25 protein-coding genes are annotated in these 25,323 nt (G+C 70.5%); 8 read left to right on the top strand and 17 right to left on the bottom strand.

What is annotated here, in order from left to right:
• Positions 1 to 1,175 (bottom strand): PAS domain-containing protein (locus DY245_RS19685; RefSeq protein WP_342354200.1); only part of this gene is annotated, 1,175 nt, incomplete at its 3' end.
• A gap of 380 nt (positions 1,176 to 1,555) precedes the next feature.
• A complete protein-coding gene (pdxH, locus tag DY245_RS19680; RefSeq protein WP_238574837.1) occupies positions 1,556 to 2,263 on the bottom strand; it encodes a pyridoxamine 5'-phosphate oxidase in 708 nt (235 codons plus the stop codon).
• Positions 2,264 to 2,670: 407 nt separating this feature from the next.
• Here pdxH and DY245_RS19675 point away from each other — a divergent pair, with 407 nt between their 5' ends.
• Entirely contained in the window at positions 2,671 to 3,774 is a 1,104-nt protein-coding gene (locus DY245_RS19675) for a citrate synthase 2 (RefSeq protein WP_181923766.1), read from the top strand.
• 666 nt (positions 3,775 to 4,440) lie between these two features.
• Here the strand turns inward: DY245_RS19675 and DY245_RS19670 are convergent.
• The 9 genes from DY245_RS19670 to DY245_RS19635 all read right to left on the bottom strand — a co-directional run bounded on the left by DY245_RS19670 (position 4,441) and on the right by DY245_RS19635 (position 14,610).
• The gene (locus DY245_RS19670) at positions 4,441 to 5,070 is read right to left on the bottom strand and encodes a TetR/AcrR family transcriptional regulator (protein ID WP_128508568.1); all 630 of its coding nucleotides are present in this window, start codon (positions 5,068 to 5,070) and stop codon (positions 4,441 to 4,443) included.
• Entirely contained in the window at positions 5,058 to 5,828 is a 771-nt protein-coding gene (locus DY245_RS19665) for an enoyl-CoA hydratase family protein (RefSeq protein ID WP_128508567.1), read from the bottom strand. Before DY245_RS19665 ends, DY245_RS19670 begins: the two co-directional genes overlap by 13 nt.
• Positions 5,829 to 5,971: 143 nt before the next feature.
• A complete protein-coding gene (locus DY245_RS45300) occupies positions 5,972 to 6,706 on the bottom strand; it encodes an RNA-guided endonuclease InsQ/TnpB family protein (protein WP_244943136.1) in 735 nt (244 codons plus the stop codon).
• On the bottom strand, positions 6,622 to 7,287 hold the full coding sequence (locus DY245_RS48315) for a helix-turn-helix domain-containing protein (RefSeq protein ID WP_425329414.1): 666 nt from the start codon (positions 7,285 to 7,287) through the stop codon (positions 6,622 to 6,624). The genes DY245_RS45300 and DY245_RS48315 overlap by 85 nt, the downstream gene beginning before the upstream one ends.
• 7 nt (positions 7,288 to 7,294) lie before the next feature.
• Complete coding sequence (locus DY245_RS19655) at positions 7,295 to 8,458, bottom strand: acyl-CoA dehydrogenase family protein (RefSeq protein WP_128508566.1); 1,164 nt, start codon at positions 8,456 to 8,458, stop codon at positions 7,295 to 7,297.
• A 66-nt stretch (positions 8,459 to 8,524) separates the two neighbouring features.
• Positions 8,525 to 10,441, bottom strand: a complete 1,917-nt coding sequence (locus DY245_RS19650) for an ATP-binding protein (RefSeq protein WP_128508565.1) — start codon at positions 10,439 to 10,441, stop codon at positions 8,525 to 8,527.
• Positions 10,442 to 10,448: 7 nt separating this feature from the next.
• Complete coding sequence (locus tag DY245_RS19645) at positions 10,449 to 12,047, bottom strand: acyl-CoA carboxylase subunit beta (RefSeq protein WP_128508564.1); 1,599 nt, start codon at positions 12,045 to 12,047, stop codon at positions 10,449 to 10,451.
• The gene (locus DY245_RS19640; RefSeq protein WP_128508563.1) at positions 12,044 to 13,810 is read right to left on the bottom strand and encodes an acyclic terpene utilization AtuA family protein; all 1,767 of its coding nucleotides are present in this window, start codon (positions 13,808 to 13,810) and stop codon (positions 12,044 to 12,046) included. The genes DY245_RS19645 and DY245_RS19640 overlap by 4 nt, the downstream gene beginning before the upstream one ends.
• The gene (locus DY245_RS19635; protein WP_128508562.1) at positions 13,807 to 14,610 is read right to left on the bottom strand and encodes a TIGR03084 family metal-binding protein; all 804 of its coding nucleotides are present in this window, start codon (positions 14,608 to 14,610) and stop codon (positions 13,807 to 13,809) included. The genes DY245_RS19640 and DY245_RS19635 overlap by 4 nt, the downstream gene beginning before the upstream one ends.
• A gap of 236 nt (positions 14,611 to 14,846) precedes the next feature.
• Here DY245_RS19635 and DY245_RS19630 point away from each other — a divergent pair, with 236 nt between their 5' ends.
• A complete protein-coding gene (locus tag DY245_RS19630; RefSeq protein WP_128508561.1) occupies positions 14,847 to 16,220 on the top strand; it encodes a cytochrome P450 in 1,374 nt (457 codons plus the stop codon).
• 109 nt (positions 16,221 to 16,329) lie between these two features.
• Here DY245_RS19630 and DY245_RS19625 read toward each other — a convergent pair whose 3' ends face one another.
• A complete protein-coding gene (locus DY245_RS19625; protein WP_244943137.1) occupies positions 16,330 to 17,217 on the bottom strand; it encodes an EamA family transporter in 888 nt (295 codons plus the stop codon).
• Between the two features lie 181 nt (positions 17,218 to 17,398).
• Here DY245_RS19625 and DY245_RS19620 point away from each other — a divergent pair, with 181 nt between their 5' ends.
• A complete protein-coding gene (locus DY245_RS19620) occupies positions 17,399 to 18,268 on the top strand; it encodes a LysR family transcriptional regulator (protein ID WP_128508559.1) in 870 nt (289 codons plus the stop codon).
• A 48-nt stretch (positions 18,269 to 18,316) separates the two neighbouring features.
• On the opposite strand, the gene DY245_RS19615 is transcribed toward DY245_RS19620, so the two are convergent.
• The 3 genes from DY245_RS19615 to DY245_RS19605 all read right to left on the bottom strand — a co-directional run bounded on the left by DY245_RS19615 (position 18,317) and on the right by DY245_RS19605 (position 19,650).
• Entirely contained in the window at positions 18,317 to 18,652 is a 336-nt protein-coding gene (locus tag DY245_RS19615) for a TetR/AcrR family transcriptional regulator C-terminal domain-containing protein (protein WP_280524986.1), read from the bottom strand.
• Positions 18,653 to 18,698: 46 nt separating this feature from the next.
• Entirely contained in the window at positions 18,699 to 19,106 is a 408-nt protein-coding gene (locus tag DY245_RS19610) for a hypothetical protein (RefSeq protein WP_128508557.1), read from the bottom strand.
• A gap of 349 nt (positions 19,107 to 19,455) precedes the next feature.
• A complete protein-coding gene (locus DY245_RS19605) occupies positions 19,456 to 19,650 on the bottom strand; it encodes a hypothetical protein (RefSeq protein WP_128508556.1) in 195 nt (64 codons plus the stop codon).
• 173 nt (positions 19,651 to 19,823) lie between these two features.
• Between DY245_RS19605 and DY245_RS19600 the strand changes: the two genes are divergently transcribed.
• From DY245_RS19600 to DY245_RS19590, 3 genes are read left to right on the top strand one after another with little or no spacing between them, the layout of a single operon-like run.
• Complete coding sequence (locus DY245_RS19600) at positions 19,824 to 20,579, top strand: DUF6879 family protein (protein ID WP_128508555.1); 756 nt, start codon at positions 19,824 to 19,826, stop codon at positions 20,577 to 20,579.
• A 10-nt stretch (positions 20,580 to 20,589) separates the two neighbouring features.
• Positions 20,590 to 21,441, top strand: a complete 852-nt coding sequence (locus DY245_RS19595; protein ID WP_128508554.1) for a helix-turn-helix domain-containing protein — start codon at positions 20,590 to 20,592, stop codon at positions 21,439 to 21,441.
• 31 nt (positions 21,442 to 21,472) lie between these two features.
• A complete protein-coding gene (locus DY245_RS19590) occupies positions 21,473 to 22,123 on the top strand; it encodes a DUF5753 domain-containing protein (protein ID WP_128508553.1) in 651 nt (216 codons plus the stop codon).
• Positions 22,124 to 22,224: 101 nt separating this feature from the next.
• On the opposite strand, the gene DY245_RS19585 is transcribed toward DY245_RS19590, so the two are convergent.
• Both DY245_RS19585 and DY245_RS19580 read right to left on the bottom strand, forming a co-directional pair.
• Positions 22,225 to 22,419, bottom strand: a complete 195-nt coding sequence (locus DY245_RS19585; protein WP_128508552.1) for a DUF397 domain-containing protein — start codon at positions 22,417 to 22,419, stop codon at positions 22,225 to 22,227.
• Positions 22,406 to 23,290: a helix-turn-helix domain-containing protein gene (locus DY245_RS19580; RefSeq protein ID WP_128508551.1), complete on the bottom strand. Its 885-nt coding sequence runs from the start codon at positions 23,288 to 23,290 to the stop codon at positions 22,406 to 22,408. Before DY245_RS19580 ends, DY245_RS19585 begins: the two co-directional genes overlap by 14 nt.
• Before the next feature lie 208 nt (positions 23,291 to 23,498).
• On the opposite strand from DY245_RS19580, the gene DY245_RS19575 reads away from it, so the two are divergent.
• On the top strand, positions 23,499 to 23,975 hold the full coding sequence (locus DY245_RS19575; RefSeq protein ID WP_244943134.1) for an ATP-binding protein: 477 nt from the start codon (positions 23,499 to 23,501) through the stop codon (positions 23,973 to 23,975).
• 896 nt (positions 23,976 to 24,871) lie between these two features.
• Positions 24,872 to 25,189: a hypothetical protein gene (locus DY245_RS19565; RefSeq protein ID WP_128508549.1), complete on the top strand. Its 318-nt coding sequence runs from the start codon at positions 24,872 to 24,874 to the stop codon at positions 25,187 to 25,189.
• Positions 25,190 to 25,323 lie beyond the last annotated feature (134 nt).

The raw sequence follows: 25,323 nt of genomic DNA, 5'->3' as shown, positions 1-25,323 counted from the left end.
CGCACCAGGCGTGGCGCACCGCGCTGCCGCGCCCGGCGGTCGGCAGCCGCGCCGGTGGCTGCGGGGCCGGCCGGCCCACCGGTGAGGGGTGCCGGGTCGGCGCCCCACACCGCACCGGTCCCGTCGTAGGCGTCGTACGCCTCGTAGGCATCGTCCTCGGCGACCGCCCCGTACGGCGCCGGTGCGGGCGTCGTGGCCAGATCGACCAGGCCGTGGTCGGCGAAGCCCGCCAGCGCGAAGTCGAGGTGGACCGCGGCGGCCTCGGCCGGGTCCGGGCACTCCGCGGCCGCCCGTCCCGCGCGGTGCAGCTGATGGGCGCGGAAGCGCAGCAGGGAGTTCTCCTGCTCGGTGCGCTTGGCCTCCGTGATGTCCTGGAAGAGCCAGGCGACGCCCAGCGGCACCGGCTCCTCGGCCAGCGGCGAGGCCAGCCGGACGAAGCCGCTGCGCCAGCACCGGCGCGGCAGCTCGGCCTCCTCGGAGCGCAGCGTCACCCACAGCTCGGCGGCGGCCGGCGGCGCGCCCTCGGCGAGGACGTGCTGGAGAGCGCACTCCAGCTCCTCGACGCCCTGCGCCAGCAGCTCGCCCAGCGGGCGCCCCAGCATGGCCGTACGCCCCACGCCCAGGGTGCGGGCGGCGTGCGCGTTGACGACGGCGGGCCGCAGATCGGCGTCGACCAGCACCACACCCCATGACGCGTCCTCGAAGAGCGCCTCACTGAGCGCGATCGACCGCTCCAGGTCCATCTGGGTGTGCACCTCGCTGAACGCGCAGTACACGCCCGCGACCCGGTCGCCGGGGCCGCGGACCGCGGAGGACTGGGTGCGCACGAGCACCCGGTGGCCGTCCTTGGTCAGCAGGGCGAATTCATGGACCTGGCGGCCCGGGGAGCGCATGGCGGCGGTGAGCGCCGCCTCGATCACATCGGTGTCCTCCTTGCGGACCGCCCAGCCGGCCAGGCCGATACGGCCGACGGCCTCGGCGGCGGTCCAGCCCAGGATGCGTTCGGCTTCGTGGTTCCAGTGCGTGACCGTGCCGTCCGCGGCGAAGGCGACCAGGGCGGCGTCCATGCCGTCCAGGAGCGCGGCGAGCAGTCCGGAGTCGTCGGTCTCCTCGCCGGCACAGCGCGCCGAGGCCGCTGAGCCGGAAAGACCAGAAGAAGCTGACGAAGCAGTCACTGGCACCCCTTACGAACGGCCACACGTGCTCCACCTGGGAACATTCAACTGGAACGTGACACAGCACACACGCGATTCACGGAAATCGTTGCTTCCGGGAAATGTGGTTGTGCGACGCCGACCGGCTTCCTAATGTGTGGAGCACACGAGAAGGGAGGTGGTTCGGCAGATGATTTCGCACCGGACGCGTGAGGTGGCTGCGGGCTAGCGGCCCGTCGCTTCACCGAAGTGCAGCGCCGGACCGGCGCATACTGCAGATGCGCAGCCGGCCAATCCCAAGCAGTCACCCGACCCGCGGGCTGCCGGTTCGTCCGACCGGCCCTTCGCGCCACCGAGCGCGGAGGAACCAGCCCGCGGGTCGTCTGCGTTTGCCTGCGGCGTCAGGGCGCCAGGCGCTCCACCCGCCAGGTCCAGGTCCCGGCCGCTTCCCCGGCCTCCCGGACGTACCGCAGCCGGTCGTGCAGCCGGTTGAGCCGGCCCTGCCAGAATTCGACCGTCTCGGCGGCGATCCGGTAGCCGCCCCAGTGCGGCGGCGCCGGCACCTGCTCGCCCTCCGGGTAGCGGGCCGCCAATTCCTCGTAGGCGTGCTCCAGTTCCTCGCGCGAGGCGACCGGCGCGGACTGGTCACTGGCCCAGGCGCCCAGCTGGGAGCCGTGCGGGCGGGTACGGAAGTAGGCGGCGGTCTCGTCCCGGCCGATGCGCTCCGCGATACCGCTCACCACGACCTGGCGGGAGAGCGGGTGCCAGGGGAACACCAGGGAGATATAGGGGTTTTCGGCGAGTTCACGGCCTTTTCGGCTGTGGTAGTTGGTGAAGAACACAAAGCCGCGGTCGTCGAACGCCTTGAGGAGTACGGTCCGTGAACTCGGCCGGCCGGCGGAGTCCGCGGTCGAGACGACCATGGCGTTCGGCTCGTGCAGACGGGCGACGGTCGCGTCCTTGAACCAGCGCGCGAATTGGTCGTAAGGACTGGCGGCGAGGTCGGACTCGGCGAGTCCCTCGGCGCGGTAGTGCGCACGCATGGTGGAGGGATCGGGGGTCTCGGCGTGAGGCGCGTCGGCTGGGTGCACGGCCTCATCTTGCAACATCGGGTCCGACGCGGTCAGCCGGGAGGGGTGGAAGTCTGCCCCTCGTCGACCAGCCGTAACCCTCCCGTCGGCAAATCGACCAGTGTGCCGGATCTCACGCTTCCCCGCAGGTGAGGGACCCGCCAAAATCATGGGCCGGCCCACTGTGGCCTCCGGACAGGGAGAGCTATCGTGTCCGTCCGGCCAAAAGAGACGCACCACACCGCCACCCGGCCGCCCGCGGCCCGACCCACTGCGGGCAAGACCGTCGCGTGACCCACGCCCTGGCGGGGCATCACCGGGGTGACCGGTACGGACCGCGAGCTGCCCGGCGCAGCCGCGTAACCGCGCCGGCACCGCACACCAGACCCGACCGCACGGCAGCCGGTCATGGACCCTACGCCGTCCCCATCTTGAGGAGCCGCCTGATGTCCGACTTCGTACCCGGACTCGAAGGAGTTGTCGCGTTCGAGACGGAGATCGCCGAACCGGATAAGGAAGGCGGCGCGCTGCGCTACCGCGGGGTCGACATCGAAGACCTCGTCGGGCACGTGTCCTTCGGGAACGTTTGGGGACTGCTGGTCGACGGCGCCTTCAACCCTGGTCTGCCGCCCGCCGAGCCGTTCCCGATTCCGGTGCACTCCGGCGACATCCGGGTCGATGTGCAGTCCGCGCTCGCGATGCTGGCGCCCGTATGGGGCCTCAAACCGCTGCTGGACATCGACGAGCAGACGGCCCGCGACAACCTCGCCCGCGCCGCGGTGATGGCGCTGTCCTACGTCGCCCAGTCGGCGCGCGGGCAGGGCCTGCCGATGGTGCCGCAGAGGGAGATCGACAAGGCCGAGACGGTCGTGGAGCGCTTCATGAAGCGCTGGCGCGGTGAGCCCGACCCCAAGCACGTCAAGGCCGTCGACGCCTACTGGACCTCGGCCGCCGAGCACGGCATGAACGCCTCCACCTTCACCGCCCGGGTCATCGCCTCCACCGGCGCGGACGTGGCGGCGGCGCTGTCCGGCGCGGTCGGTGCGATGTCCGGCCCGCTGCACGGCGGCGCGCCTTCCCGCGTCCTCGGCATGATCGAGGAGATCGAGCGGACCGGCGACGCCGGCGCCTATGTCCGGCAGGCGCTGGACAACGGCGAGCGGCTGATGGGCTTCGGCCACCGCGTCTACCGCGCCGAGGACCCGCGGGCGCGGGTGCTGCGGCGCACCGCCAAGGAGCTGGCCGCCCCGCGCTTCGAGGTCGCCGAGGCGCTGGAGAAGGCCGCGCTGGAGGAGCTGCACAACCGCCGTCCGGACCGGGTGCTGGCCACCAACGTCGAATTCTGGGCGGCCATCGTTCTGGACTTCGCCGAGGTCCCGGCGCACATGTTCACCTCGATGTTCACCTGTGCCCGTACGGCCGGCTGGAGCGCGCACATCCTGGAGCAGAAGCGGACCGGCCGACTGGTCCGGCCGTCGGCCCGGTATGTGGGGCCCGCCGCGCGCGGCCCGCAGGAGATCGCCGGCTACGACGACAGCGCTCCTCGCTAACCGCTGCGCTTGGCTGTTGTCCCACGTTTTCAGCTTTCCCGCCGTGGTGGTTTGTCGCTGTTGCTCCCCCACTGCCTGAAGGGCGTGGGAGGTACCCCCACGCGGCGGGCGGTGTCCGCTGCGCGGGGCTGTCGGGGTGCGGTGACGGTCCTCCGCGGGTGGNGCTGTCGGGGTGCGGTGACGGTCCTCCGCGGGTGGGTGTCCGGACTGCTTCGCTTAACGTCCGGACACCCACCCGCTCCGGCCCGTCCCCTCTCGTTGGGGGTGGGGAAAGGCCGGGTGGGGGTGCACGTAGCCGGTCCGGCGCGCCTCGTGATCACACCGAAACGCCGTAGGTGAACCCCGAAACACGCAAGAGGGCGCGAAACGCCCAAGAGGGCCCTACGCGCCCAAGAGAGGCCTACACGGCCAAGAGGGGCCCACGCGGCCAAGAGGGGCCCGCCCCCACCCACGTTCACTCATCCACCCACGGGAGGGGACGGGCCGGAGGGGGCTTGTTTGTGGACGTAAAGCGAAGCAGTCCACAAACAAGCCCCCGGAGGCCCGTCACCGCACCCGACAACCACCCGCCCGCCGCGTGGGGGTACCTCCCACGCCCTTCAGGCAGTGGGGGAGCAACAGCGAGACACCCCCACGGCGGGAAAGCCAAAAACGTGGGCAGGCCCCCTACCCGGCAGGGTTCAGAACCCCGTCGATGATCTTCGCCCACTGCTCGACCACCCGGTCCCGACGCCCCGAGTCGTCCGTCAGCAGATTGGCGAGCCCCAGCCCCCGGGCCATATCCAGCAGCCCCTGAACGGTTTCCCGTACGCCGGGCGCCGCTTCATCGGCGTCCAGCAGCGCCACCGCCGTACGGTGCGCGTCCCGCCCGACCCGCGCCTCCAGGGCGGTGACCCGCTCGCGCAGCTGCTCCTCGTCGGAGGCGGCCACCCACAGATGCAGCGCGGCGCGGAACAGCGGTCCCGTGTAGAGGCCGACGAGCTCCTCGACGATGATCCAGGTGCGGGCGATGGACCCGGCCGGCGGCAGATTGTGGGCGACCGCCTTCAGGGCGCCCTGGCGCTTCTCCGCGACATGTTCGACGGCCGCGGTGAAGAGGTCCTCGCGGGTGCGGAAGTGGTGCTGGGCGGCGCCCCGGGAGACGCCCGCCCGCTCGGCGACCACGGAGACCGTGCTGCCGCTCCAGCCGCGCTCCGCCAGGCAGGAGACGGCGGCCTCCAGCAGCTTGAGGCGGGTGGCGCGGCTGCGTTCCTGCTGGGGCTGCTTGGCGCCGCGGGCCGGGGTCAGCGCGCCCATGCCGGGGCCCGTCGCTCCAGGAAGGCGGTCATGCCCTCGCGGGCCTCGGCGGAGCCGAAGAGCCGCGCCGACTGTTCGGCCAGCGCGTCGGTGTCGCGGTCGAAGGCGGCCAACACCTGCGCGGTGACCAGCTTCTTCGACTCGGCCAGGCCCTGTGGGGAGCCCTTGCGCAGCCCGTCCAGTACGGGTGCGAGACCGGCGTCGACATCGTCGGCCGCGAGCGTGACCAGGCCGATCCTGGCCGCCTCAGCGGCGCCGAACTTCTCGCCGGTCAGGTAGTAACGGCCGGTGGCGCGCGGGTCCAGCCGCGGCAGCAGCGGCATGGAGATGACCGCGGGGGCCAGGCCGAGGCGGGCCTCGGTGAAGGCGAAGGTGGCGTCCGGCCCGGCCGCGGAGATGTCGCAGGCGCCGAGCAGACCGAGGCCGCCGGCCCGGACATGCCCGGTGACCCGGGCGACGACGGGCCGGGGCAGCTCCACGATGGTGCGCAGCAGCCGGGCCAGGCCCAGCGGCCCGTCCTTGGCCGCCCCCGAGGTGGCCTCGGAGAGGTCCGCACCGGCGCAGAACGTGCTGCCCGTGTGGGTGAGCACCACGGCGCGGGTGCCGTCGTCGGCCGCGGCGTCCGCGAGCGCCCGGTGCAGCTCGGCGACCAGACGGGCGGAGAGCGCATTGCGGTTGTGCGGGGAGTCCAGGGTGAGGGTGGTGATGCCGCGCTCGGTGGAGCGCGACACGAGGGGTGTCACGGGTGCGTCGGTCATCGGGCCGTCGAACTCCTTTCCCTGGCGCGCAGTTCGCGCCGCAGGATCTTTCCGGTGGTGGCGCGCGGCACGCTGTCCAGGAATTCCACGCGGCGCACTTTTTTTGACGTCCTCCCCGCCTCGAATGACGGGGATTCCCCTTCTCAGGGGTTACGGCCGGTCGCCCGGCTTACAGGTTCCTGCTTCGCGGACCGGCTGGTGCCGAGGTCTCCACAGGCTGGGAACGCGAGCCCCGCGTCCCGTTGGTTCTTGGCCGCGTTCACGTCGGCGTGGTCCCGGTGTCCGCAGGCGGTGCACTCGAAGGCCGCTTGGCTCTTGCGGCTCTTCGGGTCCACATGCCCGCACCGGTTGCACGTCTGGGACGTGTAGGCGGGGTTGACGAGAAGGATCACACTGCCCGTGTGGCGAGCGGCGCTACGTAAGGCCAGTTCGAACTTGTGCCAGCCCTTGTCGAGGATCGCGCGGTTGAGCCCGGCCTTCTGTCGGACGTTGCGGCCCGGCCGGTCGAGCGTTCCGGACGCACTCGCGGTCATGTTCCGGGTGCGTAGGTCTTCGAGGACCACGAGAGCATTGCGGGCGGTGATGCGGTTGGCGGTGTAGGCGCAGAAGTCGGTGCGCCGATCGGTGACCCGGCCCGTGATCCGCCATAGCGCGGCGACGGTCTTGCGTAGGTTCGCAGATCCCTTCTTCTGCCGGGCCAGCTTCTTCTGAAGCCTGCGGCACCGGACCGTCTCGCCGACAGTGATGAACTGCCTGTCGTGGAAGGTTCCATCGCTGGTCACGGCCGCGACCGTCACACCTCGGTCGATGCCCACGGCGGAATCCGGCATCGCGTGCTCCTGTGGCGTTTCGCGTCCTTCGTCCACGAGGAAGGACACAAACCACTGCCTGCCTCTCCGGCTGACAGTCGCCGAACGGATCTCGCCGCCGAGAGGCCGAGAGGCCGAGACCAGCGGAATCGGACCCACCCCAGTTTGAGGAGCTTGACACGACCCCACTTACGGCTCAGCCGCTCAACTGCGATGGACTTCCCGGCCGGGAACCGGAACGACGGGGACCATCGGGCCTTCGAGCGCCAACGGACCTTGAAGGCGCTGTGTTCACGGCACGCCCGGTCCAGATCCCGGAGAGTCTGCTGGAGCAGCTGCGCCGGCGCGGTCTTCAACCACGGATGGTCGCGCTTGGCCTCAGCGAGTTCGGCGCACTGCGGCACGTAATTCATCCACGCCCCGCGCCGACGGTATTCCCTGCGCTGTTCGAGGGCGGTGTTCCACACAGCACGGCAGATATCACCGAACTCCTGGCACTGTTCGGCCTGTTCAGCCGTCAGCTCAAGCCGGTACCTGCGACCCGAAAGCACCGAAGCAACACCCCCTTCCAAGTGATGTGACCACGCTAGCGCGAGCCACTGACAACGCAGCAGAGACCGCAGGCGCCTGCGCCCCCTGGCAAGCAGCATCCCGCCCTCAGTACGACTTGGGCAGCCCCAGCGACTGGTGCGAGACGAAGTTGAGGATCATCTCGCGGCTGACCGGGGCGATCCTGGCCACCCGGGCGGCGGTGATCATCGAGGCGAGGCCGTATTCCTGGGTGAGGCCGTTGCCGCCGAGGGTGTGTACGGACTGGTCGACGGCGCGGACCGCGGCCTCGGCGGCCGCGTACTTGGCCATGTTGGCGGCCTCGCCGGCGGCCATATCGTCGCCGGCGTCGTAGAGGTGCGCCGCCTTCTGCATCATCAAGTGGGCGAGTTCCAGCTCGATATGGGCCTGTGCGAGCGGGTGGGCGATGGCCTGGTGGGCGCCGATGGGCTCCTTCCACACCTGGCGGGTACGGGCGTAGTCGACGGCGCGGTCGAGGGCGTAGCGGCCCATTCCGAGGGCGAACGCGGCGGTCATGATGCGCTCCGGGTTGAGCCCGGCGAACAGCTGCAACAGGCCGGCGTCCTCGTCGCCGACCAGTGCTTCGGCGGGCAGCCGTACCTCGTCCAGCGTGAGCTCGAACTGCTTTTCCGGGGCGGCCAGTTCCATCGCTATGGGGCTGCGGCCGAATCCGGGGGTATCGCGCGGCACGATGAACAGGCAGGGCTTGAGCCGCCCGGTCCTGGCGTCCTCCGTCCGGCCGACGATCAGCGTCGCGTCGGCGATATCGACTCCGGAGATGAACACCTTGCGGCCGTTGAGGACCCACTCGTCCCCGTCCTTGCGGGCGGTGGTGGTGATGCGGTGCGAGTTGGACCCGGCGTCCGGTTCGGTGATTCCGAAGGCCATCTTGCGGGAGCCGTCCGCCAGCCCCGGCAGCCAGGTCCGCTTCTGCTCCTCGGTGCCGAAGCGTGCGATGACGGTGCCGCAGATGGCCGGGGAGACGACCAGCATCAGCAGCGGACAGCCTGCCGCGCCCAGCTCTTCGAGGACCAGGGAGAGTTCGACGATGCCGCCGCCTCCGCCGCCGTACTCCTCGGGGAGGTTGACGCCGAGGTAGCCGAGCCCCGCGGCCTCGGCCCAGAGTTCGTCGGTGTGCTTGCCCTCGGCGACGACGGTGGCGACGTACTCGCGGCCGTAGCGCTTGCCGAGCGCGGCGACGGCGTCCCGCAGGGCGCGGTGTTCCTCGGTCTCGATCACAGGGTTGCTCATGGCGGCTCCTTGTGTGCGATGGGCTCTGAGGGTGGTGCGGGGAGGGAAGCGGGGCTTTGGCCGGGCTCAGTCCGCCGGTGTCGCGGCCGGCTCCGCCACTACGGCGAGGAGGGCGCCCACCTCGACCTGGCGGCCGGTGTGTACGGGCAGCGCGGTGAGGGTGCCGGCGGCCGGTGCGGTGATCTTGTGTTCCATCTTCATCGCCTCCAGCCACAGCAGCGGCTGGCCGGCCTCGACCCGGTCGCCCTCGGCGAGACCCGGGGCGATGCGGACGACCGTGCCGGGCATCGGCGCGAGCAGCGAGCCGGGTTCCGTGCGGGCGGTGGGGTCGGGGAAGCGGGGCAGGGCGGTGAAGGCGTGGCTGCCGTGCGGGGCGTCGACATGGACCCGGTCGCCGTGCCGCGAGACGGCGAACTGCCGTCGCAGGCCGTCGACTTCGAGTACCACTTCGTCGGGGGCGAGGGAGAGCAGGCGGACGCCGGGGAAGTCCTCGGCCAGCAGTCCGTCCCGGGTCAGCCGGTAGCGGATCTCGTGGTCGGTGCCCGCGTGGGCGTAGGTCTTGACCTGGGGGCCGGAGGGGACGTTGCGGAAGCCGCCGAAGCGGGAGCGGCCGTGTGCGTCGGCGAGGGCGGCGGCGAGGGCGAAGACGGCCGCCGTGTCCCCGCCGGGCCGGGTCAGTGCGGCGAGGTTGCGGTCGTAGAAGCCGGTGTCCAGGGCGTCGGCGTCGGTGAACTCCGGGTGGCGCAGGGAGCGTACGAGCAGTTCGCGGTTGGTGGCGGGGCCGTGGATGCGGGCCCGTTCCAGGGCGCCGGCCAGCTTCCGTACGGCCTCGTCGCGGCTCGGCGCCCAGGCGATGACCTTGGCGAGCATGGGGTCGTAGTGGACGCCGATGGTGTCGCCGTCGGTCACGCCGGAGTCCAGCCGTACGCCGTCGGGCAGCGCCAGCCGGTGCAGGGTGCCGGTCTGTGGTTGCCAGCCGGCCGCCGGGTCCTCGGCGTAGAGGCGGGCCTCGACGGCATGCCCCGAGGGGGCCGGCGGCCGGGCTTCGAGCGGCCGGCCCTCGGCCACCCGGATCTGGAGGGCGACCAGGTCGAGGCGGTAGATCTCCTCGGTGACCGGGTGCTCGACCTGGAGGCGGGTGTTCATCTCCAGGAAGTACGCCCGGCCGTCGGTGGTGACCAGGAACTCCACGGTGCCGGCGCCCCGGTAGTCGATGGCGCGGGCGGCCCGGGCGGCGGCCCGGTGCAGGGTGTCGCGCAGTTCGTCGGGCAGTGCGGGGGCCGGGGCCTCCTCGATGACTTTCTGGTGGCGGCGCTGGAGGGAGCAGTCGCGGGTGCCGAGCGTCCAGACCGTGCCGTGTGCGTCGGCGAGGATCTGCACCTCGACATGGCGCCCGCCGACGACATACGGCTCGACGAAGACCTCGCCGTCCCCGAAGGCGGCCGCCGCCTCGGCCTCGGCGGCCTTCAACTCGCCTTCGAGGTCGGCGAGTTCGGTGACCAGACGCATTCCGCGACCGCCGCCTCCGGCCGCCGCCTTCACCAGCAGCGGCAGCTCGGCCTTGGTGGCGGCCGCCGGGTCCACGGGTGCGAGCAGCGGCACCCCGGCCGCCGCCATCAGCTCCTTGGCCCGTGTCTTGGACGCCATCGCCTCGATGGCGGCGGGCGGCGGTCCGATCCAGGACAGCCCCGCTTCGGCCACCGCAGCGGCGAAGGCAGCGTTCTCGGAGAGGAAGCCGTAGCCGGGGTGGACGGCGTCGGCGCCCGCGGCGAGTGCGGCCCGCACGATCAGGTCGCCGCGCAGATAGGTGTCGGCGGGGGCGTCGCCGGGGAGCCGTACGGCGGTGTCCGCCTCGCGGACGTGCGGGGCGCCGGCGTCGGCGTCCGAGTGGACGGCGACCGTCGCGATGCCCAGCTCACGGCACGTACGGAAGACCCGTCGGGCTATTTCGCCGCGGCCTGCGACAAGTACGGAGCGGATCACTTCTGCCTCACATCCGGAAGATGCCGAAGCCGCCCCGCGCGCCCTCGACGGGGGCGGTGTGGAGGGCGGCCAGGCACAGGCCGAGGACGGTACGGGTGTCGCGCGGGTCGATGACGCCGTCGTCGTAGAGCCGCCCGGACAGGAACATCGGCAGCGACTCCGACTCGATCTGCTGCTCGACCATCGCGCGCAGCCCGGCGTCGGCCTCCTCGTCGTACGGCTGCCCCTTGGCCGCGGCCGAGGCGCGGGCGACGATGGACAGGACGCCGGCGAGCTGCTGGGGGCCCATGACGGCGGACTTGGCGCTGGGCCAGGCGAAGAGGAAGCGCGGGTCGTAGGCGCGGCCGCACATGCCGTAGTGGCCGGCGCCGTACGAGGCGCCCATCAGGACGCTCAGATGCGGCACCTTCGAGTTCGACACCGCGTTGATCATCATGGCGCCGTGTTTGATGATGCCGCCCTGCTCGTACTCCTTGCCGACCATGTAGCCGGTGGTGTTGTGCAGGAAGAGCAGCGGGATGTCGCGCTGGTTGGCCAACTGGATGAACTGGGCGGCCTTTTGGGACTCCTCGCTGAAGAGCACGCCCTGGGCGTTGGCGAGGATGCCGACGGGGTAGCCGTGCAGTGCGGCCCAGCCGGTCGTCAGGCTCGGCCCGTACAGCGGTTTGAACTCGTCGAAGTCGGAGCCGTCCACGATCCGGGCGATGACCTCGCGCGGGTCGAACGGCGCCTTGAGATCGCCGGGGACGATGCCGAGCAGCTCTTCCTCGTCGTGGGCGGGCGGCGCGGCGGGGCCCGGATCGGGGTGTGCCTTGCGCCAGTTGAGGCGGGCGACGACCCGCCGGGCCTGGCGCAGCGCATCCGGCTCGTCCAGCGCGAAGTAGTCCGCGAGACCGGACGTACGGGCGTGCATCTCGGCGCCGCCCAGCGACTCGTCGTCGCTCTCCTCGCCGGTCGCCATCTTCACCAGCGGCGGCCCGCCCAGGAAGACCTTGGCGCGCTCCTTGACCATGATGACGTGGTCGGACATCCCGGGGACGTAGGCGCCGCCGGCGGTGGAGTTGCCGAAGACCACGGCGACGGTCGGGATGCCGGCCGCGGACAGCCGGGTGAGGTCCTTGAACAGCGCCCCGCCCGGGATGAAGATCTCCTTCTGGCTGGGCAGGTCGGCGCCGCCGGACTCGACGAGCGAGATCACCGGGAGGCGGTTGGCGTAGGCGATCTCGTTGGCCCGCAGCGCCTTCTTCAGCGTCCAGGGGTTGGAGGCGCCGCCGCGCACCGTCGGGTCGTTGGCGGTGATCAGGCACTCCACGCCTTCGATGGTGCCGATGCCGGTGACCAGCGACGCGCCCACGGCGTAATCACTGCTCCAGGCCGCGAGCGGCGACAGCTCCAGGAACGGGGTGTCGGGGTCGACGAGCAGTTCGATGCGCTCGCGGGCGAGCAGCTTGCCGCGCCCCCGGTGCCGGGCGGTGTACTTCTCGCCGCCGCCCGCGGTCGCCCTGGCGTGTTCGGCCTCGATCTCCGCCAGCTTCGCGAGCATCGCCGTACGACGCTCCGCGTATTCGGCGCTCGCCGGGTCGAGCCCGGTTGCGAGCACGGTCACAACAGCACCTCCGGTATGTCCATGTGCCGCGCACGCAGCCACTCCCCCACGGCCTTGGCCTGCGGATCGAACCGGGCCTGTGCCGCCACGCCCTCGCCGAGCAGTCCGTCGACGACGAAGTTGAGCGCGCGCAGATTCGGCAGTACGTGCCGGTCGACCGGCAGTTCGGCGGTCTCCGGCAGCAGTTGCCGGAAGCGTTCGACGGTCAGCTCATGGGCCAGCCAGCGCCATGCCGCCTCCGTACGGGCCCACACCCCGACATTGGCGGAGCCGCCCTTGTCGCCGCTGCGGGCACCGGCGACCAGGCCGAGCGGTGCCCGCCGGGTGGGCAGGGCCGCCGCGGCGTCCAGGGGTTCGGGGAGCGGCGGGTCCGCGAGCCGCTCCAACTGCCGTGATTCCGGGGCAGGTTGGACGGATGTCCGGGTGCCGTCCGGGAGTACGGCCGTATGCGGCACCTCGGCGGCGTCCACCGCGACCGCCTCGAAGACGCCGTACGGGGTGCCCTTGCCGGGCGGCGCGGTGACATGGAAGCCGGGGTAGCTGGCCAGTGCCAGCTCGATCGCGGCGCCGCTGACCACCCGCCCCACCGCGTCCTGGTCGGCGTCCCGCACCACCAGCCGCAGCAGCGCGCTCGCCTCCTCCTGCACCTCGGCATCGGCCCGGTCGGTGCGGGCCAGCGTCCAGCGCACCTCGGCCGGGCGCTGGCCGGCCGCGTCGAAGGCCGCGTCCATCTGCGCCCGGACCAGCTCGGCCTTGGCCGGCACCTCCAGCCCGGTCAGCACGAAGGTGACCTCGTTGCGCCAGCCGCCGAGGCGGGTCAGCCCGGTCTTGAGCGTCGGCGGCGGCGCCTCGCCGCGCACCCCGTCGATCCGTACCCGGTCCGGGCCGTCCTGGGCGATCCGTACGGTGTCCAGCCGCGCCGTCACATCCGGCCCGGCGTAGCGGGCGCCAGCCGTCTCGTACAGCAGCTGGGCGGTGACCGTGCCGGTGGTGACCGCGCCGCCGGTGCCCGGATGCTTGGTGATCACCGCGCTGCCGTCGGCGGAGATCTCGGCGAGCGGGAAGCCGGGCCGCAGCAGGTCGGGGGCGCCGAAGACGTCGTGGGCGCCGAAGAAGGAGTAGTTGCCGCCGGTCGCCTGGGTGCCGCATTCGAGGACATGCCCGGCGACCACCGCACCGGCCAGTTGGTCCAGGTCCTGCGGCCGCCAGCCGAAGTGCGCCTGGGCCGCCCCGCTGACCAGCGCGGCGTCGGTGACCCGCCCGGTCACCACGACATCGGCCCCGGCGCGCAGGCACGCGGCGATCCCGCCGCCGCCCAGGTAGGCATTGGCGGTGAGCACCCCCTCGCCCCACCCCCCGCGCGCCAGCAGATCGTCCCCCGCCACATGGGCCACCCTTACGGGCACGCCGACCTTGTCCGCCAACTCCCGTACGGCGTCGGCGAGTCCTGCCGGGTTCAGCCCGCCCGCGTTGGTGACGAGGCGCACTCCGCGCTCGACGGCCAGCCCGAGACCGTCCTCCAGCTGCCGCAGAAAGGTCTTGGCGTAGCCGCGCGCGGGGTCCTTCAGGCGGTCCCGGCCGAGGATCAGCATGGTCAGTTCGGCGAGATAGTCGCCGGTCAGTACGTCCAGGGGGCCGCCGGTGAGCATCTCGCGCAGCGCGTCGAAGCGGTCGCCGTAGAAGCCGGAGGCATTGCCGATGCGGAGGATGGCGGGGTCTGCGCCTATGGGGCGTATATGGCTGCTGGGGCTGCCGTCGCTCATGAGGTGGCGGCCTTCCCCGTCGGTGCGCGGCCCTTCCCGGGCGGGCCCGCGAAGGCCTGCGCGATCTCCAGCCACCGTTGTGCGTCGGCGCCTTCGGCCCGCAGGGACGGCAGATCGGCGCGGTGCGCCCGCTGGGTCACCAGCAGACAGAACTCCAGCGCCTCGCCGGTCACCCGCTGCCCGGCCGCCGGCGGCCCGTACTCCCAGAGCGTGCCGTCCGGCGCCCGTAGCTCGACCCTGAACTCCTCGTCGGGCGGGGTGAGTTGATGCGCGGCGTAGGAGAAGTTCCGGGCCCGTACGCCGATCCGGGCGATATGCCGCAGCCGCGCGGTGGGGGTGCGGGTGACGCCCAGCGTGTCGGCGACGTCCTGGCCGTGCGCCCAGGTCTCCATCAGGCGTCCGGTGGCCATCGACGCGACGCTCATCGGCGGGCCGAACCACGGCAGTTTCTCGCCGGCCGGACGGTCGGCCAGGGACCGCAGCAGCACCTCGCGGCCGGCGCGCCAGCCCGCGAGCAGCTCCCCGGGCGGCACCTGCGCACCGGCCTCGGCGGCCTCGTCGACGAAGGTCAGCGGTGAGCCGAGCGCCTCCCGGGCGGCCCGCAGGAAGGCCTCCGGGTCGGTGGCCGAGAGCAGCGCCTGCCGGTCGGTCCAGGCCAGATGGGCGATCTGGTGGGCGATGGTCCAGCCGTCGGCGGGCGTCGGCGCCGCCCAGCGCCCGGCCGGGAGCTCTGCGACCAGCGCGTCCAGCTCCTCGCTCTCCGCCCGCAGATCCGCCAGTACGGCGCCGGGATCGGACACGCGACACTCCCCTCATCGGCCCAACTGCCGTGGCAGCGGGGCGCGTTGGCATACGGCGATGGCCGCGGCGAAGTGCTGCGGCCATTCGGGTGCGGTGTGGTGCGGGTGCGCTCCGAGCGTGGCAGTGCGGGCAGAAACAATCAAGCACGCCTGCATGATCTTCTCGGCCGGTCCACCGCCCGGGCACCGCAATTGGGTAGGAGTGTGCTGCGTGGCTCACTACCTCTGGAGGGGCTTTGTCCGTTCCCGTTCCGCCCGTTCCGCTCCGCCCCGTCCCCGGTCCGCGCGGCCTCCCGTGGCTGGGGAATCTGCCGGCCTTCGGCAAGGATCCGCTGGCCTTCCTGGTGCGGCTGCGGGACGAGTTCGGGGACACGGTGACCTGGTCGCTGGGCCCGCGGCGAAGCCTGTTCCTCTCCCATCCGCAGCACATCGCCGAGCTGCTGGCGGCCCGTGAGCAGACCTTCGACATCCTGGAGATCGGCTGGGCGTTCCGGCAGATCACCGGCCGGAGCGTGATCGCCAGCCGGGGCACCGACTGGCGCCGTAAACGCGCCCTCGTCCAGCCGACCGTCCGACCCCGTCAGGTCCGCGGTTATGCCGCGACGATGGTCGACTGCGCCCGGCTGGCGACCGAACGCTGGCAGCCGCACGCACAGATCGACGTACACGGCGAGATGGCGCTGATCACCCAGCAGGTCGTGCTGCGGACGCTGTTCGGCAACGACCTCGGCGCGCAGACCCGGGCGCTCGGCGACGCGATGGCGGTCGCCGAGAAGGCCGTCGCCGACGAACTACGGGGCATCAGCCTCTTTCTGCCCGCCTGGGTGCGTACGCCGTCGCGGCGCCAGCTGCTCGGCGCGGTGGCCACCATCGACGCCGAGGTGCACCGGCTGATCCGCGCCCGGCAGGCGGCGGAGGCCGGGCAGGACGGGCCGGGTGGGCGGGACGACCTGCTGAGCCGGCTGCTCGCCGCCCGGGACGCGGAGGGCCGGCCGCTGTCGGCGAAGGAGGTGCGCGACGAGGCGGTCACGCTCTGGGCGGCCGGCCATGAGACCACCTCCACCGCGCTGACCTGGGCCTGGTATCTGCTGGCCCGGGCGCCGCAGGTGCGCGCCCGGCTGGACGACGAGCTGGCGCGGGTGCTCGACGGGCGGCTGCCCACCATCGACGACTACGAGCGGCTGACCTGGACCCGGCAGATCGTCCAGGAGACGCTGCGGCTGTATCCGCCCGCCTGGCTGATTCCGGCCGTGGCGCGGGAGGGTGCCGTCCTGGGCGGGAGGGCCATCCGCGCCGGGACGACGGTGTGGTGCAGCCAGTGGTCGGCCCACCGGGACCCGCGATGGTTCCGCGACCCGGCGGCGTTCCGCCCCGAGCGCTGGGACGCCGACGCACCGGACGTCATCCCGGACCATGCCTGGTTCCCCTTCGGCGGCGGCCGGCGCAGCTGCCTGGGCGCCCGCTTCGCGCAGGTGGAGGCGGCACTGTTGCTGGCCACGCTGGCGCAGCACTGCCATCTGGACATCCCGGCCGGCCCGATGGCACCGAAGGTCGGCCTGCTGCTCCAGCCGGCGACGCCGCTACGGGCGAGGGTGCGCCGCCGCGAGTGACCGGCCGCACTGGCCCGTAGGGGCCGTAGGGGCCGTAGGGGCCGTAGGAGCCGTAGGAGCCGTAGGAGCCGTAGGAGCCGTAGGAGCCGGCGTATGACGGGCCCGCGGCTCAGTGCGAGCCCGCCCCCGCGCTCCGTACCGCTCCCACGCTCGCGATCACGACCAGCCCGATCGCCAGGATCTCGGCCCACCCCAGCGCCTGGTGCAGTACCAGGAATCCGGCGGTCGCCGCGGCGGCCGGCTCCAGGCTCATCATCACCGCGAAACCGGAGGCCGGGAGCTTGCGCAGGGCGAGCAGTTCCAGGGTGTAGGGCATGACGGACGACATCAGGGCGACCGCGGCGCCCAGCCCCAGCGTGACCGGGTTCAGCAGTGCGCTGCCCGCGCTGGCGATGCCGAGCGGCAGGCTGAGCAGCGCGGCGACGGCCATCGCCAGCGCCAGCCCGTCCGCCTGCGGGAAGCGCTGTCCCGTACGGGCCGAGAGCAGGATGTACGCGGCCCACAGCCCGCCGGCCGCCACCGCGAACCCGGCGCCGACGAGGTTGAGACCGTCGAACCCCTCCCGCCCCAGCAGCACCACGCCACCCAGCGCCAGCGCCGCCCACACCAGGCTCGACAGCCGGCGCGAGGTGGCCACCGACAGGATCAGCGGACCGAGGAACTCCAGCGTCACCGCGGCGCCCAGCGGAATGCGGTCGAGCGCCTGGTAGAAGAGCGAGTTCATGCCGACCAGTGCGACGCCGAACGCGAGCACCGTGGTCCAGTCGCCGCGCGAATGGCCACGCACCTTGGGACGGCAGAAGATCAGCAGGACCAGCGAGGCGGCGACCAGCCGCAGTGTGACGACGCCCAGCGCACCGGCCCGCGGGAAGAGCAGCACCGCCACCGAGGCGCCGAACTGCAGCGAGACGATCCCGCCGATGACCAGCGCCACCGACCCGATCCGCCCGCGCGCCCCCGCGGCTCCGACGGTCCTGGCCTCGGCCTCCGCCGTCATCACCTCGGGCGAGACCGGCACGGGCTGCGGAATCCCCCCGTTACCGGAGGACATCGTAGGGACGGAAGTGGCGGGTTCAGGTCCCTCGGGACCGGCGGGCGAGGCGTTCACACCCCCCACGCTAAGGCCCGCACTTCCGGTCTGTGAAATGCCCTTTCCCCTGTTGTTATGCTCCGCACGCATGAGCATCGAGCTGCGTCATTTCCGCTGCTTTCTCGCCATCGCCGACACCCTCAGCGTGACCCGCGCCGCCGAGCGTCTCCATCTGACCCAGCCCGCCGTCTCCCGCACCCTGCGCCAGCTGGAAAACGAACTGGGCGTCCGCCTGGTCGACCGCTCCACCCACCACCTCGCCCTCACCCCCGACGGCCTCGCCTTCCGCGACCGGGCCGCCATCGCGGTGACCGCCTTCGACGGGGCGCTCGGTTACGGGCACCGCACCTCCTGGCCCCTGCGCCTGGGCCACGCCTGGTCGGCCGCCGGTACGGACACCACGACGCTGCTGCGCCGCTGGCGTGAGGAGCACCCGGAAACGCCGCTCGAACTCCTCCGTATCGACGACCGCACGGCCGGTCTCGCCCGCGGTGACGTGGACGCCGCCCTGCTCCGCGGCGAGGTCCGCGCCCCGGGCCTGGTCACCGAGCAGCTGACCACCGAGCCCCGGGTGGCCGGGCTGCCCGCCGACGATCCGCTCGCCCATCGCGCCGCCCTCTCCCTCACGGAACTGGCCGACCGCACCATCGCCCTCAACACCGTCTCGGGCGTCACCACTCTCGACCTGTGGCCCGCCTCGGCCCGCCCCGCCTCGACCATCACCATCGGCAACACGGACGACTGGCTGGCCGCCGTCACCGGCGGCCGGGCCGTGGGCGTCACCACCTCCGCCACCGCCGAGATGCGTCCGCACCCCGCCATGGCCTACGTCCCGCTGACCGACGCCCCGCCGGTCCCCGTGGTCATCGCCTGGCGCGACGGCCCGGCCCACCCCCGTATCCCCGACCTCCTCGCACTGGCCCACGAGGTCATCGGCCGGCGCCACAACCGGCCGTGATCCCCCACGTCCGGTCCTGACGCACCGCCCGGCGGCGCCGGGACCGGTTCAGGGCCGCACGGCGCCGCCGGCCGCGCGCCCGGCGAGGCCGTCGAGCAAGCAGTCGAGGCCGAAGTCGAAGAGCTCCTGGAAGCTGCGGTCCTCGGCCTCGACGACACGGCGGGCGAACTGCGGGTACTGCCCGCTCGCGACGACCTCCTGGATGTAGGAGCCGACGCTCGCCCGCCACTGCTCCTCGGTCTGGCCGGTGCGGCGCTGCGCCTCCTGCTCGGCGAGCTCGCGGGCGACCGCGCCGAAGACGTACTGCATGACGACGGTGACCGCGAAGAAGACGGCACGGCGAGACCGCGGGGCGAGGCGAACAGGGAACGGCCGCGAGGCCACAGCCGTGCCGGACGACCGCACGAACAGCCGGGGCCTGCCCGCGGAACTACCCCAGCGGGCACGCGTACTCCGGACGTACGCGGTGCGGACTACAGGCGATCAGATTGAGCGAGAGGAAGCGGCCACCGGTCACCCACCAACCCCCGACTCGGTCCTCACCGGCGGACAAGACCCGCACGGTCTCCTCGTACGCAGGGTCGACCGCGTACGAATCCGCGAAGAGGTCGTCGTACGCGGCGAGTTGCCCGACGTACCAGTCCGCCCCCTCCTTCGGTACGTCGAACGTCGCCTCGACTCGGGAGGCCGGTTTCAGAAGCCAGTCCGCGCACTCCAGCGGCATCACCTGGGCGGCGAGGAACTCCTTGTGCTGCGGACGCCGGTGAGCATCACCCGGCTTCACAAGGACGTCCCCGTGGCCGAGCCAGATGTAGGCATGGTGGTGGAGCCTGCCCATCGTTCTCCCCTGGTTCAAGTGACCCCACTGTCCGGCTGGTTCGCACGGGCGGCCCTCACCCTGGGGAACGAGGGCCGCCCAGGTGCACGGACTACTGGCGGCCGCACCCATCGCCGTCGCCGCAGCCTCCGCTCTGGTTGCCGCCATTGCCGTCGTCCTCGTCGCCGCCGTACTTGACGGCATCGAAGCGGTATCGCATCGTCATCTCCTCGGGTGCCGAGTCGACGCGCGGTCGGTCCGCGCGTCGTCGTGCACTTGCGAGGGCCCCCTTGTGGGCCCGCCCGCTCCGGCCGGGTCCTGCCAGGGAGTGACGGCCGGGGCGGGAGTCTCGTATGCGCCCGTCGGCCTGTTACGACTCCGCCGCTGCGTGCCTCATCCGGTGCCGGACGATCAGCACCCTGAAGTCGGTCACCCTGCTGAGATCCCGCGCGGCTTCGGCCTGCTTACGGCCGCGTTCCAGGTCCTTGCACGCTGGGCACTGGTGCGTCGAAGACGTGGTCGCCGCGGCAAGGTCCGTCCATTGCTGCGTGTTCGGTGCGGTCATGAGCAGGACGTTAGGAAGCGGGAGAAGACACCACCACGCAATGTTCTGCAATGTTCGCGATAAATGGCCGAATGTTCTCGCCTGTTCTCACACGAGTGGGTACAAGGTGTGGTGTGGGGCTCCGAGGCCCAGTGATGCTGGAGGCCGACACCTCCGCCACGAGGGAGGCAGCCATGGCACGGCGACTGCGTTTCAACGGCACCAACAGCGGCGACGGTGGGTGCCCCGCCCTGCACGAGGACTTAGACACGGGCGAGTGGATCGTGCAAGGTAAGCCGCTCACCGATCCGGAAGACCTCAGCCAGCTCCAGCACTTCAACGAAGGCGAGACCGCGGTGGTCGTTCCGCCGGAGCTGCTCGTCCATTTCGGCCCCAAGGAGGTCACACGCGTGCCCAAGATCATCGCCCTGGACGAGTTCCGCCGACTCTTCAGGACATTCGAACACTCGGCATGGCGGCTGGAAACCCGCCGCGGTTATGCCTCCGACCGTGCGGAGAAGACCTACCGCGAATTCGTCGAGACGGGCACAGTGGCATGGGATCTCGACGACGAATGGTGCAGGAACATGCGAGCACAGACGGCGGCCGGTAAGCGCGTCGGCCGGGTGCGCATCGTCGACAATCCTCCGACCACCGGCCAGCTGTACCTACTCAACAACGCGAAGCGCAACTCAGCCACAGGGGAAGAAATGCGCAACCTGTGGCGCGCCGACGCCGAGCGGCTTCAGCTGCCCGCCGAAGACTTCTGGATCTTCGACTCACGGTTCATCGCACTATTGCACTTCGACGAGGCAGACACTCTCCTCAACGTCGAATTGATCACGGAGCCCGCGGAAGTGATGCGGTACGCACAGGTACGCGATGCCGCGCTGCATCACTCCACCCCCTACGAACAGTTCGCGGCGCTGGTGGCCGCAACCGAGGAGTGAGCCGCACCCGGTGAGCACGGACTACCAGCAAGCGCGAGTCGCGCTCGGAGTGCGCCTGCGCGAACTCCGCATCGCGCGCCCTGGAGGCCGGCTCACCGGGACACAGCTGGCACAACGCCTCGGCTGGACGCATTCAAAGATCTACAAGCTAGAAAACGGAAAGCAGACCGCCACCCCGGAAGATCTACGTGCCTGGGTAGACGCCACGGAACAGCCCGAGGCATTCGACGAGCTGTACGCACGCCTCAAAGGGTTCGAATCCCAGATCCGGTCGTGGCGACGTCAACTTGCCTCGGGCCACCGTCCAGTACAAGAAAACTGGAACAGCGAAATTGTGCGGACCCGGGTCATCCATACCTGGCAGCAATCCATCATCGAAGGAATGCTTCAGACGGCCGATTACGCACGACATATCTTCACCCGTTACGCGGAACTCCGGAAATCCCCACGAGACGCGGACGAAGCCGTACGCGCCAGGCTGAGGCGCCAAGAACTGCTGTACCAGCCCGGCAGGAAATTCCGCATCATCATGTGGGAGGCGGCTCTGCACGCTCTGGTCTGTCCGCCCTCCGTACTCGCCGCCCAGCTTGACCGCCTCATAGGCGTCAACGGTCTGGACACGGTAGAGCTGGGGATAGTTCCCCTCAACGCTTCACTCAAGATTCCTGCGGCCAACGCCTTCTACGTGCTGGACGACCGGGTGGCAGTCACCGAGGACTGGCACGCAGAGTTGTGGCTGGAGGACGAAGAGAGCATCACCTTGTACCTGAGCGTTTGGAACATGCTCCGACAGTCCGCCGTCTACGGCACCGAGGCACAGAACGTGATCAACAGAGCCCGGCGGTCACTCTGTCTTCCATGACGCCCCCAACTTATGCACAAGGATGCACGCAATGCCACAGCCCGCCAGGGAATTCGCTCTTCGCACTGACAACACCGAGTCCACATACACCGAGTGGCGCCACCAGGTACGCAACGGGTTGACTGAACTCCAGAGCACATTGGTCCCGTTATTCCACGAGACCCAGTTGTTCCGTATCTACTCCTCCACCCTCGTGCCCGGCCTGCTGCAGACCGAGGGCTACGCGGCTGCGGTGCTCAGCGCCGTCGCCGACTTTCCTGAACTTCCCTGCGACGACAGCGCGGAGGCCGCGCGTGCGCGGGTCGAGCGCTCACGTGTCATCCATGAGCCGGGGAAGCGGTGCGTACTGCTCATCGAAGAAGCGGTCCTGTATTGCCAGATCGGAGACTCGGACGCGCTGCCTACCCAGCTGGCTTACCTGATTAAGGCCGCTGACCTGCCGCCTGTTTCTCTCGGGATCGTCCCGATGGCGACACGCGAGCGGGCACAGCTGCCGCAGGAGACATTCCACGTCTACGACGACACCCTCGTGTCGGTCGAGCTGGTTTCGGCAGAGGTGAGCATCACTCAGCCCTCCGAGATCGCCCAGTACCTGAAGACATTCGAGCAGCTGCGCCGGATGGCCGTCTACGGCGCGGAAGCACGGGCGCTCATGCTGAAGGCACTTGAGGCGTTGCAGTGACCGGAGTACGACGGCGGGCTCCAGGGTCAGGTGCCCGGCTCATGACGCCTCTGCCCGCTTCTCTCGCTGCCAGCCTGGGACGGGTGTCCGCAGTGGGCCGTCTAACCACCGGCCATCAACATCTCCACGAACGAAGTCCAGGCACCCCTACCGACGACGAGACGAGGGCCCGCGGGATCCTTACTGTCTCGTACGACGCGACGCCCGTCACCGGTGTCGGCCACCTCCACACAGTCTCCCTCCTGACCCGAGTAGGAAGACTTGCGAAACGCGCTGACTATCTCAGGATTCACCATGCCCCTCCCTGCACTGCGGTCCGCCACCAAGGAGCTGCCTGATACGTTCGGCGGTCTCATCAGGCGACAGTGCAGCAGAGCGTAGCTGATCGAAGATCCTGACATACAGGGCCAGATCCTCGGGTTCTTCCACGACGTTGGTATTCGCCGGATTCTCCAGCGTCACTGCCTCCACGTTCGCTTCCACACCGAACGAGAAGGCCACGAAGGCACCCGACATTCCAGCAACCAGGCTTTGCGTCATCGGCAGGAGCTGAATCGTGACGTTCTGCCGCTGGCTCGCCTCAAGGAGCTGCGCCAACTGGCCAGACTGCACCCACCGCTCACTGGCCAACGCGGTGATAGCTGGTTCCCAGATGATCGCCGTGAAGTGCGCGCCACCTTCCTCGATCCTGCGCTGTCGCTCCTGTCGTAGCTTCACCAACTCCGCTACACGCCCTGGCGGAATGAACTTGGGCCCTATGGTGATGACAGTCTCTGTGTATTCCGGGGTTTGCAGCAGACCGGGAATCCGCGTGGGACTCCAGGAGCGGATATATGTCGCATCAGTCTCAAGCGTGATGTGGTCCGCGTAACCAGGCCGGACCAACTCCTGGTAGTCAATCCACCAGCCGCGCTCATTACTCCTGCGGGCCCACTCCAACAATCGGGATCGTTCTTCCGCGTCCTCCACCCCGTAGCGATCCAGCAGTGTGCGGACCTCCAGGGCCGAGGCGGACGTCTGCCCGCTTTCCAAGCGACTGATTTTGGACACAGACTTCAGGATCGCCTCGGCGCCATCGGCCTGATCAAGGCCGGCCGCTTCCCGATAACGCTTCAGGACGGTTCCGAGCCTCCGACTGCGGACCGTCGGCTTCCCACCTGCGGGCATGTCGCTCCTTTCAACGGCCGCCCCAGTCTGCCGCGTTGGGGCGACACAGGGCCAATCTGAGCGCACACACAGAGTGAGCGCAAATTTGCGACAGTGTCACTTGCGTAGCCCCAGAAGGCTCCCCTACCTTGAGGCTCGTGACGCAACGCACACGAAATGTGGCGTTGCGTAGACGCAACGCTCCGTTATGCGCACCAAGGGGATAGCTATGTCCGCACGCGCCCAACAAGCAGCGACACGACCGACGACCGTCCAACCGCCCACTGCGGCCTATCACTTCTCCAGCGACAGCCGTAGCGCCGGGCGGGCCCGCGAAGCACTCCGTCACCAGCTCCATATCTGGCGCATCGCCGGTGAACCAGCGTGCTCCGCAGAGCTGTTGCTGTCCGAACTGGTCACCAATGCCGTGACGGCACAGGCCTCGCCTGCTCCCGAGGTCGGCGTCCGGTTCACCCTGTCGGACGGCCTCCTGCGCCTGGAAGTGCGCGACGCGAGCGACGAACTACCCGTGATGATTCAAGCTGAGGAGGACGAAGAATGCGGGCGTGGTTTGGTGCTGGTGGACGCCTTGGCCAGTGGGTGGGGCGTCGACCGGGACGACATCGGAAAGATCGTGTGGGCCGAATTGGCCGTATCCGACGCCTCGGCGCCGCGCCCACCTCTATCAGCACCGCACCGGCCGTGACAGCCCCGGAACGCATGGCCTTCCGCGCAGAGGCCACCGTCCATTGCCCGGACGGGACTCCGGTCAACCTCGGCGGTTGGATGTCGTACTCACCTGGCGGGGCCCTGGGCTGGGTTCGTAAGCGGGCGGAGCAGGTGGCCCAGCAGTTAGGTGCCCCGTACGACCGGGCGGTGCGCGCGTGGTTGGACGATGCGGTCGAATACCGCTGGGCGGTGGACGGGCTGGCGGCCGGGATCCCTTTCGTTCTCAGGGCAGTTGATGCGGAGGGGTGCACGTACGCCTTCATCGCCCGACCGGACGTGGATGTCCGTACGGCGACGGCTCCCCTTCGGGTCCCGTGTGGTCAGGGGGCCGCATGACGCGGGGTGTAGCGGGGGCCGCCGCTCTCATCACGCCTGGGTTCTGGTGCGAGCGGTCGTGTATCGCTCGGTGCACGCGGATGTGCTGGCGTCCTGGACGGCCGTTGCCGCACACAGTCCCGTGCGCGCGGTCCGGCTCATCAGCGCGGATGTGCGGGAGATGGCCGCCGGTCTCCCCGAACGTGAGCGACAGCGCGTACTGGGATGGGTCAGCGGCCAAGGGCAGGCAGGTGCCATGGGGGCACTCCACCGCGGCGAGCCGTGCGGTCTGGCCCTCAACTGCGGCGGGGCGTGGGTGGAATGGTCGGCCAGAGCGGTCTTCTTCCTGCCGCTTGTCAGCTGCACGGAGCTGGTGTGCTCTCGCCGAGCCGATCAGACGGAGGGGTTCGGCCCGCCCTTGCGGCCAGGAGACGGCTCCTTCCCCGTTACGAGCGCGGCCCTGGCAAGGGACAGCAGCCAGCCCGGTTCATCCGACATCGCTCGAAGGGATCTGACGTGAAGGCCAGGGACTGGTACGTATACCGAGGAGCTGGGCCGATGTCCCGCACTGCGCGGTGCCGCTCGTGGGAAATCGCCAAGACGCGTGAGCAGTACGGGGCGAGGCGCATGGCCGATGAGTGGCCGTCGACCGTCCGGGGGCGAGGTCGTGTCCGAGGTATCTGGGGTTTGGTGGCCGCCAGTGCCTGGATCGTTGACAGTTCCTGGCGCCGACGCGTGAAGCAGCGGGAGCTGAACCGGCGCCTGGAGCAGCTTTCCCGGCACTTCCCGCAGGGACATGAGACGTCACTTGCAGAGGTGTTGAAGGGGTTCCAGCAACTCCGCGACGCGCTGGGCGAGGCGGCAAGGAACGGCTGAGAGGTCGAGTTCGCTCCCCTTCGCCACCCTCGCCGCCGTTCCGATGCCGTCACCTTCCCTTCGGCCGTGCGCTCACCCAACGCGGGCGGCCGAGGGCTTTCCCGCGAGGTCGGGACGGCGGGGGTGGGTGGCGG

This window comes from Streptomyces inhibens (assembly GCF_003389455.1).
Lineage (GTDB): Bacteria > Actinomycetota > Actinomycetes > Streptomycetales > Streptomycetaceae > Streptomyces > Streptomyces inhibens.
Note: the sequence above shows the minus strand (reverse complement) of the source record. Positions and strands in the feature narration are given on the sequence as shown.

Bases quoted from the DNA above. Each gene is read 5' to 3' on its own strand.
- DY245_RS19670 (WP_128508568.1), bottom strand. From the start codon at position 5,070: ATGGGCGCGCTGACCCCGGCCCGCGGCGCCAAGCAGCCCCAGCAGGAA.
- DY245_RS19665 (WP_128508567.1), bottom strand. From the start codon at position 5,828: ATGACCGACGCACCCGTGACACCCCTCGTGTCGCGCTCCACCGAGCGC.
- DY245_RS19640 (WP_128508563.1), bottom strand. From the start codon at position 13,810: ATGAGCGACGGCAGCCCCAGCAGCCATATACGCCCCATAGGCGCAGAC.
- DY245_RS19585 (WP_128508552.1), bottom strand. From the start codon at position 22,419: ATGGTGAATCCTGAGATAGTCAGCGCGTTTCGCAAGTCTTCCTACTCG.
- pdxH (WP_238574837.1), bottom strand. From the start codon at position 2,263: ATGTTGCAAGATGAGGCCGTGCACCCAGCCGACGCGCCTCACGCCGAG.
- DY245_RS19565 (WP_128508549.1), top strand. From the start codon at position 24,872: ATGTCCCGCACTGCGCGGTGCCGCTCGTGGGAAATCGCCAAGACGCGT.
- DY245_RS19655 (WP_128508566.1), bottom strand. From the start codon at position 8,458: ATGAGCAACCCTGTGATCGAGACCGAGGAACACCGCGCCCTGCGGGAC.
- DY245_RS19675 (WP_181923766.1), top strand. From the start codon at position 2,671: ATGTCCGACTTCGTACCCGGACTCGAAGGAGTTGTCGCGTTCGAGACG.
- DY245_RS19600 (WP_128508555.1), top strand. From the start codon at position 19,824: ATGGCACGGCGACTGCGTTTCAACGGCACCAACAGCGGCGACGGTGGG.
- DY245_RS19575 (WP_244943134.1), top strand. From the start codon at position 23,499: ATGTCCGCACGCGCCCAACAAGCAGCGACACGACCGACGACCGTCCAA.
- DY245_RS19580 (WP_128508551.1), bottom strand. From the start codon at position 23,290: ATGCCCGCAGGTGGGAAGCCGACGGTCCGCAGTCGGAGGCTCGGAACC.
- DY245_RS19625 (WP_244943137.1), bottom strand. From the start codon at position 17,217: ATGACGGCGGAGGCCGAGGCCAGGACCGTCGGAGCCGCGGGGGCGCGC.
- DY245_RS19610 (WP_128508557.1), bottom strand. From the start codon at position 19,106: ATGGGCAGGCTCCACCACCATGCCTACATCTGGCTCGGCCACGGGGAC.
- DY245_RS48315 (WP_425329414.1), bottom strand. From the start codon at position 7,287: ATGCTGCTTGCCAGGGGGCGCAGGCGCCTGCGGTCTCTGCTGCGTTGT.
- DY245_RS19620 (WP_128508559.1), top strand. From the start codon at position 17,399: ATGAGCATCGAGCTGCGTCATTTCCGCTGCTTTCTCGCCATCGCCGAC.
- DY245_RS19590 (WP_128508553.1), top strand. From the start codon at position 21,473: ATGCCACAGCCCGCCAGGGAATTCGCTCTTCGCACTGACAACACCGAG.
- DY245_RS19605 (WP_128508556.1), bottom strand. From the start codon at position 19,650: ATGACCGCACCGAACACGCAGCAATGGACGGACCTTGCCGCGGCGACC.